This window comes from Spirillospora sp. NBC_01491, from assembly GCF_036227065.1.
Lineage (GTDB): Bacteria > Actinomycetota > Actinomycetes > Streptosporangiales > Streptosporangiaceae > Spirillospora > Spirillospora xylanilytica.
Genome location: NZ_CP109432.1, coordinates 2,688,248 through 2,702,445, shown reverse-complemented (window position 1 = coordinate 2,702,445; position 14,198 = coordinate 2,688,248). Strand labels below are relative to the sequence as shown.

Sequence of the window (14,198 nt, the reverse complement as noted above, 5' to 3'; positions counted from 1 at the left end):
TGGGATGATCGATTTACTGTGTCCGGGAGGGGTAGATGACGGAGCTTCTGATCAACGGTGATCACCAGCGGGCGGTCGAGGCGCTCGAGCGGTCGTACGCGGCGATTCCGGCGGGTTCGCCGGTGCGGCTGGCCAAGCGGACCTCGAACCTGTTCCGGTGGCGGGACCCCTCGGACGCGCCGGGGCTGGACGTGTCCGGCTTCGACAAGGTGCTGAGCGTCGACGCCGACGCGCGCACGGCCGAGGTCCAGGGGATGACCACCTACGAGGACCTGGTGGACGCGACCCTCCCGCACGGGCTGATGCCGACGGTGGTGCCGCAGCTCAAGACGATCACGCTGGGCGGTGCGGTCACCGGCCTCGGGATCGAGTCCACCTCGTTCCGCGACGGGCTGCCGCACGAGGGCGTCCTGGAGATGGACGTGCTGACGGGCGGCGGCCGGGTCGTCACCGCGACGCGCGACAACGAGCACGCGGACCTGTTCTACGGGTTCCCCAACTCCTACGGGACGCTCGGCTACAGCGTGCGGCTCAAGATCGAGCTCCGCCGGGTCAAGTCGTACGTCCGGGTGCGGCACCTGCGCTTCGACGACGCCGAGACGTGCGCGCGGGCGATGGCGGAGATCACCGACAGCGGGGTGTACGAGGGCGAGACCGTCGACTTCATGGACGGCACGGTCTTCGGCCCGCGCGAGCAGTACATCACGCTCGGGTTCTTCGCCGACACCGCGCCGTACACCTCCGAGTACACCGGGCAGGGGATCTACTACCGGTCCATCCAGGAGCGGTCGGTCGACTTCCTGACCGTCCGCGACTACATCTGGCGCTGGGACACCGACTGGTTCTGGTGCTCGGGCGCGTTCGGGGTGCAGAACCCGCTCGTGCGGCGGGTGTGGCCGGATAAGGCCAAGCGGTCGGACGTCTACCGGAAGCTGGTGGCCTACGACCGCCGCTACCAGGTCGTGGCGCGGGTGGAGCGGTGGCGGGGGCTGCGGCCCCGCGAGGACGTCATCCAGGACATCGAGGTGCCGGTCGAGCGGCTGCCCGAGTTCCTGGAGTTCTTCCACGCCAAGGTCGGGATGAGCCCGATCTGGCTGTGCCCGCTGCGGGCCCGGGAGCGCTGGCCGCTCTACCCGCTGGAGCCGGGCCGGACGTATGTGAACGTGGGCTTCTGGGGGACGGTGCGGCTGCCTCCAGGGCAGATCCCGGAGTACCACAACCGGCTGATCGAGCGTGAGGTGGCGGCCCTGGACGGGCACAAGTCGCTCTACTCGACGGCTTTTTACGGCCGGGACGAGTTCTGGCGGTACTACGACGGGGAAACCTATCGGCGGCTCAAGTCGTCGTACGACCCCGACGAGCGGCTGCTGGACCTCTACGACAAGTGCGTGCGCGGGCGCTGAAACGCCCGCGGTATCGGGGGGAGGGCCCTGGTCGGGGCCGATGGGGAACCCATCGCCCCGCCGGGGCGGAGAGACAGGAGGAGCAAGATGACGCTGGCCAGGGTCTTCGAGCAGCTAGCCGGGGCTGAGGCGCCAGTGGAGTTCGCGGCCTACGACGGCTCGCGCGCGGGGGTGAGCGGCGCCGACATCAGGTTCGACGTGCGTTCGCCGTACGCGGTGTCCTACCTGGTGCATTCGCCAGGGGCGCTCGGACTCGCGCGCGCGTACGTCAGCGGCATGATCGACGTCAGCGGTGACATGTACACCGCGCTGTCGACGATGCAGCAGGTCCTCGGCGATGTGACGGCGCGCGACAAGGGGCGGATCCTCGGCGCGGTGCTGGGCGATCCGCTGCTGCGCGGCGCGCTCAGCCGGCGGCTGGACCCGCCGCCGCAGGAGGCGCCGTTCAGCCGCGTGCCGACCTGGCTCCGGCACTCCAAGCGGCGCGACGCCAAGGCGATCTCGCACCACTACGACGTGTCCAACGCGTTCTACGAGATGGTGCTGGGACCGTCGATGGCCTACACCTGTGCCTGCTATCCCGAGGAGAACTCCACCCTTGAGGAGGCGCAGTACTACAAGCACGACCTGGTGGCCGGCAAGATCGGCCTCAAGCCGGGGATGCGGCTGCTGGACGTGGGCTGCGGCTGGGGCGGCATGGTCATGCACGCCGCCGAGCACTACGGGGTGAAGGCGCTCGGCGTCACGCTCTCCAAGCAGCAGGCGGAGTGGGCGCAGAAGGCCATCGCCGACCGGGGGCTGTCGGAGCTGGCCGAGGTCCGGCACATGGACTACCGGGACGTGACCGAGACCGGCTTCGACGCGGTCAGCTCCATCGGGCTCACCGAGCACATCGGCAAGGGCAACCTTCCCGCGTACTTCTCGTTCCTGTACGGGAAGCTGAAGCCGGGCGGCCGGATGCTCAACCACACCATCACCCGTCCCGACAACCTGGCGCCCGCGATGAAGCAGAACGGCTTCATCAACCGGTACGTGTTCCCGGACGGTGAGCTGGAGGGGCCCGGCTACATCCAGTCGCAGATGAACGACGCGGGCTTCGAGATCCGGCACCAGGAGAGCCTGCGCGAGCACTACGCCAGAACGCTGCTCGGCTGGTGCCGCAATCTGGACGAGAACTGGGACGAGGCGGTGGCCGAGGTCGGCGACGGCATCGCCCGGGTGTGGCGGGTGTACATGGCCGGTTCCGCGCTCGGCTTCGAGCAGAACTGGATCCAGCTGCACCAGACCCTCGGCGTGAAGGTCGGCGACGACGGCCTCTCGCACATGCCGCTGCGTCCCGACTGGGGGCCCTGAGCGCGCGTGAGGTGAACGGCGGGCGGCGGACCGGAACCCGGTCCGCCGCCCGCCGTCGTACGTCCAGGGGACGGGCTCAGAGGAGCTCCATCGTGTTCAGGATGTCGCCGGTGCTCGCGGGCATCGCGCCCTGCTTGGCGGTCACCGTCACCGTGCAGGTGCGGTCGCCGTCGGGGACCTGTCCCTGGTGGCCGGACAGCGTGCCCAGCGCGGACGCCATCTCGTAGGTGGCGCGGACGCCGGGACGGCCGCCGATGGTGGCGGTGGTGGCCTGGACGTTCCTCGCGCCGATCTGCTGGAGGCCCGTCCGGGTGGCGGCCTTGACCTGCTCCAGGGTCGCGCCGCCCGAGGGGGTGCACAGCGCGTTCACGTTCGTGGCGAAGGGCGTCTCCGTCGAGGCGGCCAGGACCGCGAAGACGCCCTTGCGCTCCTGGAGTTGGGAGATGCTGCGCATCATGACCTCCCGGTCGGCGCCCTTCAGCCCGAGCCGGTCGAGCCCGGAGGCGGCCTCGCCGTTGGAGATCGCGATGTCAACCCAGCCCTCCGGGATGGAGATGCGCACGCCGTTGTCCGGCCCGCCGACGGTCTTCCAGCCGCTCGGCGCCGCCTGTGCGGGGGGCGTGGTCTCCGGCGCGGCGGTGCCGGGCGGGCTCGCCGGCGGGGCGGCCGTCTCCGGCTCCCGGACGCCCAGGCACGCGGTCAGGGAGAGCGCGGTCAGGCCTCCGGCGAGCGTGCGGGCCACAGCCCGGCTGACGGTCATGGGGTTCCTTTCGCAGGCCTGTGTGGAGAAGATGCGTGGAACTGTAATTTGGTTGGCCCTCAGAAGGGTGACGTACACCACGACCGCGCCACCGGCCGGCGAGGAGACGCACCGGACATGACGGAGATCGACATGGCTGAGATCACGACTGGAACGGTCACCGCGAACGGGCTGGAGTTCGCCTACCTGGCGGCGGGGCCGGAGGACGGCCCGTTGGCGCTGTGCCTGCACGGCTTCCCCGACTCGGCGCACACCTGGCGGCACCTGATGCCGCTGCTCGCCGGGGCGGGCTACCGGGTGGTCGCGCCGTTCATGCGCGGCTACGCCCCGACCGCCGTGCCCGAGGACGGCGCCTACCAGGGCGGGGCGCTGGCGGCCGACGCGGTCGCGCTGCACGAGGTGCTCGGCGGCGGCCCGGACGCGGTGCTCATCGGGCACGACTGGGGCGCGTTCGCCACCTATGGTGCGGCCGGGCACGCGCCCGGACGCTGGCGCAAGGTGGTCGCGCTCGCCGTCCCGCCGATCACCGCGATGGTGAACACCTTCCTCGACTACGAGCAGCTCAAGCGGTCGTTCTACATGTTCCTGTTCCAGACGCCGCTGGCGGAGATGGCGCTGGACCGGACGTTCGTCGAGGGGCTGTGGCGCGACTGGTCGCCCGGGTACGAGGCGTCCGAGGACGTCGGGCACGTGATGGACTGCCTGGCCGCGCCCGCGAACATCGCGGCGGCGATCGGCTACTACCGGGCCATGCTCGACCCGTCGCGGCTCGTGGAGCGGTACGCGGCCGAGGAGGCGGCGACCACGGGGGAGTGGGAGCGCCCGATCCTCTACCTGCACGGCGCCGACGACGGCTGCCTGGGGGCGGACACGGTGATGCGGGGAGGCGGGCCGGACGCGGTGCTCGCCTTCCTGCCGGAGGGGTCGCGCGCCGAGATCGTGCCCGGCGGCGGCCACTTCCTGCACCTGGACCGGCCCGCCGAGGTCGGCCGCCTCATCATGCACTGGATCGCCGTCTGAGCCGCACCGGGCACTCGAATGTGATGCGCGTCACCCGGGATCAGGCTCCGCGTGCCGCTCTCCTTTGAGATGGTTCAGGTAAACCGAATCCCATTCTATTCAGCGGGGGTCGCGTGATGCCGAGCGTCGAGGACATCGACCTGACGGACTGGGGTTTCTGGAGGCGCCCGCCGGACGAGCGGCACGCGGCGTTCCGGATCCTGCGGTACGAGCCCGGGCTCATCCGCTTCGAGGAACCCGACATCATCATCGCGCCGAAGGGGCCGGGCTACTACGCGCTCACCCGGCACGCCGACGTCGTCGAGGCGTCCCGGCGCCCGCAGGACTTCTGCTCGGGCAAGGGCGCCATCAGCATCCCGGACATGCCCGGCGACATGCACGAGTACTTCGGCTCGCTGATCAGCATGGACGACCCCCGGCACGCCAAGATCCGGCGGATCGTCTCCCGGGCCTTCTCGCCGCGCATGATCCAGCGGTTCGAGGACCAGGTCGAGGCGGTCGCCGGCGGGCTCGCCGAGCGGCTCGGCGCCGACGGCACCGGCGACTTCGTCGCCGACGTCGCGGCCCGGCTCCCACTGAAGATCATCTGCGACATGATGGGGATCGGCGCCGAGCACTACCGCGCGGTGCTCGAGGCCACCAACGTGATCCTGGCCGGCAACGACGCCGAGTTCCTGCCCACCGGCGACGTCGAGCAGCACGCGCTGGCCCTGCTCACCGCGGGCCAGACGCTCAAGGACCTGGTGGAGGAGATCGGCCGCGAGCGTCGCCGGGACCCCGCCGACGACCTCATCTCCGCGCTGGTCAACGCCAATATCGACGGCGAGTCGCTGACCGACCAGGAGCTCGGCTCGTTCTTCATCCTGCTGGTCGTGGCGGGCAACGAGACCACCCGCAACGCCATCGCGCACGGCCTGGACCTGTTCACCCGCGAGCCCGCGCAGCGCGCCCTGCTCACCGCCGGCTTCGACGCCCGGATGCCCGGCGCGGTGGAGGAGATCGTCCGGTACGTCTCGCCGGTGATCTGGATGCGGCGCACCGTCACCCGCGACACCATGCTGAACGACCACGAGGTCAAGGAGGGCGACAAGCTCCTCCTCTACTACGGGTCGGCCAACCGCGACGAGACCGTCTTCACCGAACCCGAGCGGTTCGACATCCTGCGCGACCCGAACCCGCACGTGGGCTTCGGCGGCCCCGGACCGCACTTCTGCCTCGGCGCGCACCTGGCCCGCCGCGAGATCACCGTGATGTTCCGGGAGCTGCTGCGCCGCCACCCCGGCATCCGCGCCGACGGCGAGCCCGAGCGCCTGGAGTCCAACTTCATCAACGGCATCAAGCGCCTGCCGTACGCGCTCTGACCGCCGGGCGGGCCCGTCCGGTCGACGCGCGGGTGAACACTCGGAGGCAGGGCGGCGAGATCCTCGGCGAACGGGCGGCGCTGCTCTAGCGTGGACGCGTCGAAGCGACGGCGTTCGGCCGTCGACCGCCCGCCCGGGAGTGCCCTGTGACCGAGACCGACCCCGCCGAGCTCGCCGGGCTGCGGGCGCGGGGCGACCTGCTGGCGGCCGACAACTCGGCCGTGCGGCTGCGCCTCGCCGAGCTGGAGAACGAGCGGGACGAACGCGACCGCCAGATCGCCCGCCTCACCGGCGCGCTCACCGACGCCGCCCGCCGCATCGGCGACCTCGACCGCGAGCGGGCCGCGCAGGAGCACCGCGCCGAGCTGGCCGAATGGCAGATCGCCGCGCTGGCGACGCGGCGCTGGGCGCGGCTGGGCGGCGCGCTCACCGCGTTCCGCGCGCGCCCGGCCTCGCCCGCGTCGTTCCGGCGGCTGCGCGGCGCCTTGCGGGCCGAACCGGAGCCGCCCGAGCCGCCCGCCGAGCGCCGTCCGCCGCGGCACCCCGAGGTCAAGGTCGCCGACACCGAGTCGCTCGACGTCCCCGCCGCCGAGGTGCCCGAGGGCCCGGTCGCCCGGCCGGGGCTCACCGCGGCGGTGGTGCTCGGCCCGGTCCTGGAGGCCTCGCTCCGGTACGAGTGGCGGCAGGTCTCCGGGTTCGGCGCGGACGACTGGCGCGAGGTCTTCGAGGCCGAACGCCCCGGCCTGCTGCTCGTCGAACCCGTCGCGACCGGGCTCCCGATCGCCGACCTGGCCCGCTGGTGCCGCGACCGCGGCGTCCCGTCGGTGTACTGGGACACCGGCCCTGGCCTCAGCGCCGACGCCGCGCTGTTCGACCACGTCTTCACCGTCGACGCGGACGCGGTCCCGGCCCACCGCGAACGCCTCGGGCACGACCGCGTCCACGCGCTCCCGTTCGCCGCGCAGCCCCGCCTGCACAACCCGGTCAGAGCCGGGGACCGGGGCCGCTACCCGCTGCTGTACGAGGGTGAGTACGACGCCGCAGCCGAACAACTGATCGCCCCGGCGCCGCGCCTCGGTGCCCACTTCTACGGGACGGGCTTCCCGCACATGTACCGCCAGCGGGTCGTGGCGCCGCTCCCGTACGGTCCGTCCCTCGCGGCGCGCAAGCGCTACCGCCTGCTTCTCGCCCCGGACCCGCGCCGGGCGGTCGAGGCCGCGGCGGCGGGCGTCCCGGTAGTCCACCACCGGGAACCCGCCGCGTCGCCCGCGTTCGGGCCGGTCGCGCGTGACGGCAAGGACGCGTCGAGGCTGCTGCGCGCGCTCCTGAACGGTCCCGAGCTGCGCGACCGGCAGGCGCACCTGGCGGTGCGGAGCGTCCATGAGGCGCACACCTACCGGCACCGGATCGACACCGTGCTGCGGATGCTGGACGAGGAACGCCCTGGCGGGGAGGCGCACTTCGCCGAGGCGGAGCGTCCGGCCGTCTCGCTGCTCCTGCCGACCTGCCGTCCCGAGCAGATCGGCCCGGCCATCGAGCAGGCAGCGCGCCAGACGTGGCGGCCCTTGCAGCTCGTCCTGGTGCTGCACGGGCTGGGCCTCGACCCCGCGGACGTGGAGAAGCGGGCGCTCGCGGCGGGCGTCGACGACGTCGTGGTGATCGCGGCGGACCGCTCGGTCTCGCTCGGCGGCTGCCTCAACCTCGCGATCGACGCCGCCGACGGGACCCACCTCGGCAAGATCGACGACGACGAGCTGTACGGCCCGCACTACCTGTCCGACCTGCTGCCCGCCTTCTCCTACACCGACGCGGGCGTGGTCGGGAAGCTCGCCCACTACGCCCACCTCGCCTCGATCGGCGCGACCCTGCTGCGCTATCCCGAGCACGAGCACCGGTACGTGGACGTGCTGCGCGGCGGCGCGCTGCTGGGGGAGGGCGACCTCATCCGCGCCTACCGGTTCGCCGACCTCGGACGCGGCGAGGACACCGACCTGTTCCGGCGGCTGCGCGCCGACGGAGTGCGGGTGTACGCGGCGGACCGGTTCTCGTTCATCACCATCCGGCACGCGGACGCGACCCGGCACACCTGGCGGCCGAGCGACCTCGAACTGCTCGCCGACAGCCGGCTCGCGTTCTACGGCCTCGCCGAGGAGCACGTCCTGTTCTGACGGCCGCCGCCGGCAGCGACGGCGGCGGCGGCGCAGTGTGATCGCCGCCGCCGTCCGGGCCCGGGCGGTGCCTCGGGTCAGCGCAGCTCGCGCTTGAGGATCTTGCCGGTGGCGGTCATCGGCAGCTCGTCGCGGAACTCCACGATCCGGGGGTACTTGTAGGCGGCGAACTGCTCCCTGCCCCAGGCGATCAGCTCGTCCTCGGTGACCGTGGCGTCCGGGGTGCGGATCACGTACGCCTTGATCTCCTCGCCGTGGGTGTCGTGCGGGACGCCCACCACCGCGACCAGCGAGACCTGCGGGTGGGTCAGCAGGACCTCTTCCAGCTCGCGCGGGTACACGTTGTAGCCGCCGCGGAGGATCATGTCCTTGGAGCGGTCGATGATGAAGTAGTAGCCCTCGTCGTCGCGGCGGGCCACGTCGCCGGTCCGGAACCAGCCGTCGCGGAGGGCGTCGGCGGTGGCCTCGGGCCGGTTGTAGTAGCCCTTCATGATGTTGTGCCCGCGGACGGCGATCTCGCCCGGCCCCTCGCCCTCGACCTCTTTCCAGTCGTCGTCGATGAGCTTCATCTCCACGCCCCAGATCGGCAGGCCGATCGACCCCGGCTTGATGGGCCGGTCGGGCCGGTTGAACGAGGCGACCGGCGAGGTCTCCGACAGTCCGTACCCCTCCAGGATGTCCTCGCCGAACTTGTCCTTGATGCCCTTGATGACCTCCATCGGCAGCGCCGCGCCGCCCGAGACGGCCACCCGCAGGTTCTCCCGGACGGCCGCCAGGTCCTCGGCCGAGGTGTCGTCGTTGAGCAGGCCCCAGTACATGGTGGGCACGCCCGCGAAGACGTTCACCTTCTCCTTGACCATCAGCGCGATGGCCTCCTTGGCGTCGAACCTCGCCTGCATGACCAGCGTGGCCCGCCGGTAGAAGCCCACGTTCATCACGCAGGTCTGCCCGAAGATGTGGAATAGCGGCAGCGTCACCAGCGAGGTGTCGTGCAGCGTCCTGGCGAACAGGGTGTCGTCCACCATCGCGTTGGTCAGCAGGTTGCCGTGCGTCAGCTCGGCGCCCTTGGGCTGCCCGGTGGTGCCGCTGGTGTAGATGATCACGGCGGTGTCGGTGGCCTCGGTCGGCTCCGCGTCGAAGGTGCCGGGCTGGCCCGCCAGCGCCGCCCAGAACAGCTCGGCGCCCTCGATCGGGGACTCGATGGTGGCCAGGCTCGCCGGGAGCAGGAAGAAGTGCTCGCAGCCGTCGGCCTGGTCGAACCCGGCCTTGCCCATCTCGCCCAGCGGGAGCTGCGGGGCGCCCTCGAAGCAGAACAGCGCCTTGGCGTCGGAGTCGGCCAGGTGGTAGGCGATCTCGCGTGGTTTGAGCAGCACGTTCAGTGGGACGACGATCGCGCCGGCCTTGAGCGCGCCGAAGTAGATCATCGGGAAGTAGGGCAGGTTCGGCGAGGAGAGCGCGACCTTGTCGCCCGGGCCGATGCCGCGCGACCGGAGCAGGTTGGCGACCTGGTTGGCGATCGAGTCGACGAAGGAGTACGAGAGCCGCATGTCGCCGAAGACGACGGCGTCGCGGTCGGGCGTCTCCCGGGCGGCATCCTCAAGCAGGACCGACAGGTTGAGCATGGCTCTCCTCGCGCGGGGATGGTTCACCAGCGGTTGTTACCGACGAGTGTATGAATCGCTGGCCACATCCTGGTGCATCGGCTTCCGCCCGCGCCATCCCCTGTGCGCCGATTTGGTCCGGTGCACAACGGGGGACGGCGCGGGTTGGTCCCGCGGACGGGGAGCGGGCCGGGATCAGCCGAAGTTCACGTCCGCGCAGGAGTAGAAGGCATTGCCGGTGTCGGCGATGTCCCACACCGCCAGGAGCAGGTGCCGGCCGTGCTTGGCGGGCAGCGTGCCGGTGTGCGACACCGTGCTGGACGGGCGCTGGCCCCCGTAGCTCTGGCTGAGGAACGGCTGGGAGTCGAGCGCGGCCCTGGTCAGCGGCTGGGACGGGTTCCAGCCGTCCCTGGTCAGGAAGTAGCGGAACGAGGTGGTCGCGTGCACCGCGGTGAGCTTCCAGGAGATGGTGAACGACGAGCCGCCGGACACCGCGGTGGCCGGCCACTGCCCGCCGCGCGGGTCGTCGAGCGGTGCCCACCGGCTGTCGCCCGCCGCGCAGATCTTGCCGTCGGCGGGACCGGAGCCGGGGAACCCCTTGGGGCCCTCGACGCTCTGGGGCTCCCACTGGATCTCGCCGCAGCCGGTCACCTGGCCGGTGGCGCACAGCGAGCTGCGGCTCGGCGGCGAGGTGGTGTAGCCGTGCGAGAGGGCCGGCGTGGCGAGCGCCAGCGGCAGGCCGACGGCCGCGGCGGCGCCGAGGGCGAGGGTCCTCTTCCTCGGGAGGGCGGGTCTCGGGATGCGTGGTTTCCTGGGCATACTCGGTTCTCCTTGCGGGGGGTCTGCGGGGGATGACCTTGATCGGAGTCGGCAGCCGGGGGAGCTCCGGACACCTCCCTTCTTATAGGAAACCTTCCTATTGACTAGGAGGTTCGGCGCTCGGGACCGGCACGTCAAGGCCCAACCCGCCCGTCGGTGCGGCGCGACCCGGACCGGTCCGGGTGGACGGGTGGACCGGTGGCCGGATCCGGCCTGCGCCGGTTCCGCGGACCGCGATATGTCGCGTGCGGACCGGTCCCGCCCGTTACGATGACCGGTCCCGACGAGGAAAGGCGCACAATCTTGATCATCTTCGGCTGGCGGGTGGTGTTCTTCACGCTGAGCAGGGGCGTCTTCCACTGCCCGGAATGCGGCGGCGACCGGGAGTACCGGCGGCGCTACGGCCGCAACTTCTTCAGCCTCTTCTTCATCCCCGTCATCCCGCTCAACAAGTCGGGGGGCGAGTTCGTCCAGTGCGACACCTGCAAGGGCCGCTGGAACACCGGTGTGCTGGAGATCCCGACGACCGCCGAGCTGGCCCAGATGCCCGCGATGCTGCTGCGCATGGCGGTGTCGCAGGTGCTCCGCTCCGGCGACCCCGCCCACCAGGGCGCCCGGCGGCGCGCGGTCACCGTCGTCCGGCAGGCGGGCGACGCCGGCTACGACGAGGCCGCGCTCGACGGCGACATGGGCCGCTCGTTCGACCAGGTGCGCGCGGAGATGGCCCGCGCCTCGTCCGCGCTGGCCCCCGAGGCGCGCGAGAGCATCCTGCGCGCCGCCGCCGAGATCGCCCTGGCCGACGGGACGCTCAGCGTGTCGGAGGAGGAGACCCTCGCCGCCGTGGGCACCGATCTGGAGCTCACCCGCGTCCAGGTGACCGGGGTCGTCTCCCTGGCCCGGCAGTCCTCGGGCCACTGACGCTCGGTCCGGCGGGAAGGCTTGCGGTTGCGCTAGTCTTCATGTATGCCAGCCAGGCTGCTCCCCGACCGGCCACGCTGACGCACTGGCGTCAGCGTGGTGGCCCCTCCTGCGAGAGGGGCCGTTTCATGTTCGGCGGACGGCCCCCACGATCCCGTTGATGAAAGACCGGAGTCTGTAAGCGTGAGCAGCGACGAGCAGTACGACCCGCGGGCGGTTCAGGACAAGTGGCAGGACCGCTGGGCGGAGCTCGACCCGTTCGCGGCGGCGGCCGGCGATGACGGCCGCGAGCGCCGTTACGCGCTGGACATGTTCCCCTACCCCTCCGGTGACCTGCACATGGGCCACGCCGAGGCGTTCGCCATCGGCGACGTCGTGGCGCGCTACTGGTTCCAGAAGGGCTACAACGTCCTGCACCCCATCGGGTGGGACTCCTTCGGGCTGCCCGCCGAGAACGCCGCGATCAAGCGCGACTCGCACCCCGCCGAGTGGACCTACGCCAACATCGACACGCAGGCGGCCTCGTTCCACCGCTACGCGCCCTCGTTCGACTGGTCCCGCCGGCTGCACACCTCCGATCCCGAGTACTACAAGTGGACGCAGTGGCTGTTCCTGCGCTTCTACGAGCGCGGCCTGGCCTACCGCAAGGGCGGCCAGGTCAACTGGTGCCCCAACGACCAGACCGTGCTGGCCAACGAGCAGGTCGTCGGCGGGCACTGCGAGCGCTGCGGCGCCCTGGTCGAGAAGCGGGTGCTGACCCAGTGGTACTTCAAGATCACTGAGTACGCCGACCGGCTGCTGGACGACATGGCGCAGCTCGAGGGCAAGTGGCCCGAGCGGGTGCTGCTGATGCAGCGCAACTGGATCGGCCGCTCCACCGGCGCCGACGTCGACTTCGTCATCGAGGGCCGCGACGCCCCCGTCACCGTCTACACCACCCGTCCCGACACGCTCTACGGCGCGACGTTCATGGTGGTCGCCGCCGACGCCGCGCTGGCCGACGAGATCTGCGCCCCCGAGCAGCGCGCCGCGTTCGAGACCTACCGCGAGGAGGTCTCCCGCGAGAGCGAGATCGAGCGGATGTCCACCGAGCGCGAGAAGACCGGCGTCTTCCTCGGCCGCTACGCGGTCAACCCGGTCAACGGCGAGCGGATCCCGGTCTGGGCCGCCGACTACGTGCTGGCCGAGTACGGGCACGGCGCGATCATGGCGGTGCCGGCGCACGACCAGCGCGACCTCGACTTCGCGCTGAAGTTCGGGCTGCCGGTCCGGGTGGTGGTGCGGACCGGCGAGGCCGACCCCGCCGAGACCGGCGTGGCCACCTCGGGCGACGGCGCGATCGTCAACTCCGGCCCGATCGACGGGCTGACCAAGGCCGACGGCATCGCCGCGATCACCGAGATCCTGACCGGCAAGGGCCTCGGGAAGGCCGCGGTCAACTTCCGGCTGCGCGACTGGCTGGTGTCCCGGCAGCGGTTCTGGGGCTGCCCGATCCCGATCGTGCACTGCCCCTCGTGCGGGGAGGTCCCCGTTCCCGACGACCAGCTCCCGGTGACGCTGCCGGGCAACCTGCGCGGCGCCGACCTGTCGCCCAAGGGCACCTCCCCGCTGGCCGCCGCGTCCGACTGGGTGAACGTCGCGTGCCCCAAGTGCGCCGGCCCCGCCAAGCGCGACACCGACACCATGGACACCTTCGTCGACTCGTCCTGGTACTACTTCCGCTACTGCTCGCCGGGCTACGAGGGCGGCCCGTTCGACGCCGAGCAGGTCCGCCGGTGGATGCCGGTCGACCAGTACACCGGCGGCGTCGAGCACGCCATCCTGCACCTGCTCTACAGCCGGTTCTTCACCAAGGTCCTGCACGACATGGGCATGGTCGACTTCACCGAGCCGTTCACCCGGCTGCTCAACCAGGGCCAGGTCATCCTCAACGCCAAGGCGATGTCCAAGTCCACCGGCAACCTGGTCGACCTCGGCGAGCAGATCGCCGAGTACGGCGTCGACGTCGTCCGGCTGGCGATGCTGTTCTCCGGCCCGCCCGAGGACGACATCGACTGGGCCGATGTGTCCCCGCACGGGATGTCCAAGTTCCTGTCCCGGGTCCACCGGATCGCCGCCGAGACCGCCGCCGCGCCCGGCACCGACCCCGCGGCCGGCGACGTCGCGCTGCGCCGGGTCACCCACCGGACCATCGCCGAGGCCACCGCGCTGGTCGAGGGGCACCGGTTCAACGTGGCGATCTCCCGGGTGATGGAGCTGGTCAACGCCACCCGCAAGACCGTCGACTCGGGTGCCGGCCCCGCCGACCCCGCCGTCCGCGAGGCGGCCGAGACCATCGCGATCGTGCTGTCGCTGTTCGCCCCCTACACCGCCGACGAGGCGTGGGAGCTGCTCGGCCGCACCGCGCCGGTCGCCACCGCCGGCTGGCCCGCCGCCGACCCGTCGCTGCTGGTCGAGGAGTCGGTCACCTGCGTCGTCCAGGTCGCGGGCAAGGTCCGCGACCGGATCGAGGTCGCCCCCGGTATCGCCGCCGAGGAGCTGGAGCGCCTCGCGCTCGACTCCGCCAAGGTCCGGGAGGCCCTGGCCGGCGCCGACATCAACAAGATCATCGTGCGCGCCCCCAAGATCGTGAACATCGTTCCGTCCCGCTGAGCGCCCGCGCCGTCTTCGCCCGCGCCGTCCTCGCCCGCGCCCGACCGGCGGACGAGGACGGCGGCCGTGCGGCCCCAGGGCCGGACAAGGCGGAAGCGGCCTCGGGAAATCCCGGGCCGCTTCCGTTCTGCCGTCTCGGCGCG

The 14,198-nt window shown here is 71.6% G+C and carries 10 protein-coding genes; 7 read left to right on the top strand and 3 right to left on the bottom strand.

What is annotated here, in order from left to right; genetic code table 11:
• Positions 1 to 35 precede the first annotated feature (35 nt).
• Complete coding sequence (locus OHA34_RS12695; RefSeq protein WP_285941344.1) at positions 36 to 1,403, top strand: FAD-binding oxidoreductase; 1,368 nt, start codon at positions 36 to 38, stop codon at positions 1,401 to 1,403.
• A gap of 87 nt (positions 1,404 to 1,490) precedes the next feature.
• Entirely contained in the window at positions 1,491 to 2,756 is a 1,266-nt protein-coding gene (locus OHA34_RS12690; protein WP_285941343.1) for a class I SAM-dependent methyltransferase, read from the top strand.
• 76 nt (positions 2,757 to 2,832) lie between these two features.
• On the opposite strand, the gene OHA34_RS12685 is transcribed toward OHA34_RS12690, so the two are convergent.
• Complete coding sequence (locus OHA34_RS12685) at positions 2,833 to 3,516, bottom strand: hypothetical protein (RefSeq protein WP_329521702.1); 684 nt, start codon at positions 3,514 to 3,516, stop codon at positions 2,833 to 2,835.
• A gap of 132 nt (positions 3,517 to 3,648) precedes the next feature.
• Here OHA34_RS12685 and OHA34_RS12680 point away from each other — a divergent pair, with 132 nt between their 5' ends.
• The 3 genes from OHA34_RS12680 to OHA34_RS12670 all read left to right on the top strand — a co-directional run bounded on the left by OHA34_RS12680 (position 3,649) and on the right by OHA34_RS12670 (position 8,065).
• On the top strand, positions 3,649 to 4,536 hold the full coding sequence (locus OHA34_RS12680; protein WP_329521701.1) for an alpha/beta fold hydrolase: 888 nt from the start codon (positions 3,649 to 3,651) through the stop codon (positions 4,534 to 4,536).
• A gap of 116 nt (positions 4,537 to 4,652) precedes the next feature.
• A complete protein-coding gene (locus OHA34_RS12675) occupies positions 4,653 to 5,897 on the top strand; it encodes a cytochrome P450 (RefSeq protein ID WP_285941338.1) in 1,245 nt (414 codons plus the stop codon).
• 146 nt (positions 5,898 to 6,043) lie between these two features.
• Positions 6,044 to 8,065, top strand: coding sequence for a glycosyltransferase family protein (locus OHA34_RS12670; protein ID WP_329521700.1), 2,022 nt, complete (start codon positions 6,044 to 6,046; stop codon positions 8,063 to 8,065).
• 77 nt (positions 8,066 to 8,142) lie between these two features.
• On the opposite strand, the gene OHA34_RS12665 is transcribed toward OHA34_RS12670, so the two are convergent.
• Complete coding sequence (locus OHA34_RS12665; protein WP_285941334.1) at positions 8,143 to 9,687, bottom strand: long-chain-fatty-acid--CoA ligase; 1,545 nt, start codon at positions 9,685 to 9,687, stop codon at positions 8,143 to 8,145.
• A 174-nt stretch (positions 9,688 to 9,861) separates the two neighbouring features.
• Positions 9,862 to 10,485 carry a lytic polysaccharide monooxygenase auxiliary activity family 9 protein gene (locus OHA34_RS12660; protein ID WP_285941333.1) on the bottom strand — a complete coding sequence of 208 codons (624 nt, stop codon included), beginning with the start codon at positions 10,483 to 10,485 and terminating at the stop codon, positions 9,862 to 9,864.
• A gap of 303 nt (positions 10,486 to 10,788) precedes the next feature.
• Between OHA34_RS12660 and OHA34_RS12655 the strand changes: the two genes are divergently transcribed.
• Both OHA34_RS12655 and leuS read left to right on the top strand, forming a co-directional pair.
• Complete coding sequence (locus OHA34_RS12655) at positions 10,789 to 11,403, top strand: zinc-ribbon domain-containing protein (protein WP_329521699.1); 615 nt, start codon at positions 10,789 to 10,791, stop codon at positions 11,401 to 11,403.
• 183 nt (positions 11,404 to 11,586) lie between these two features.
• A complete protein-coding gene (leuS, locus tag OHA34_RS12650) occupies positions 11,587 to 14,055 on the top strand; it encodes a leucine--tRNA ligase (RefSeq protein ID WP_329521698.1) in 2,469 nt (822 codons plus the stop codon).
• The last annotated feature ends 143 nt before the right edge of the window (positions 14,056 to 14,198 follow it).

Bases quoted from the DNA above. Each gene is read 5' to 3' on its own strand.
- OHA34_RS12660 (WP_285941333.1), bottom strand. From the start codon at position 10,485: ATGCCCAGGAAACCACGCATCCCGAGACCCGCCCTCCCGAGGAAGAGG.
- OHA34_RS12695 (WP_285941344.1), top strand. From the start codon at position 36: ATGACGGAGCTTCTGATCAACGGTGATCACCAGCGGGCGGTCGAGGCG.
- OHA34_RS12685 (WP_329521702.1), bottom strand. From the start codon at position 3,516: ATGACCGTCAGCCGGGCTGTGGCCCGCACGCTCGCCGGAGGCCTGACC.
- OHA34_RS12680 (WP_329521701.1), top strand. From the start codon at position 3,649: ATGGCTGAGATCACGACTGGAACGGTCACCGCGAACGGGCTGGAGTTC.
- OHA34_RS12690 (WP_285941343.1), top strand. From the start codon at position 1,491: ATGACGCTGGCCAGGGTCTTCGAGCAGCTAGCCGGGGCTGAGGCGCCA.
- OHA34_RS12665 (WP_285941334.1), bottom strand. From the start codon at position 9,687: ATGCTCAACCTGTCGGTCCTGCTTGAGGATGCCGCCCGGGAGACGCCC.
- OHA34_RS12675 (WP_285941338.1), top strand. From the start codon at position 4,653: ATGCCGAGCGTCGAGGACATCGACCTGACGGACTGGGGTTTCTGGAGG.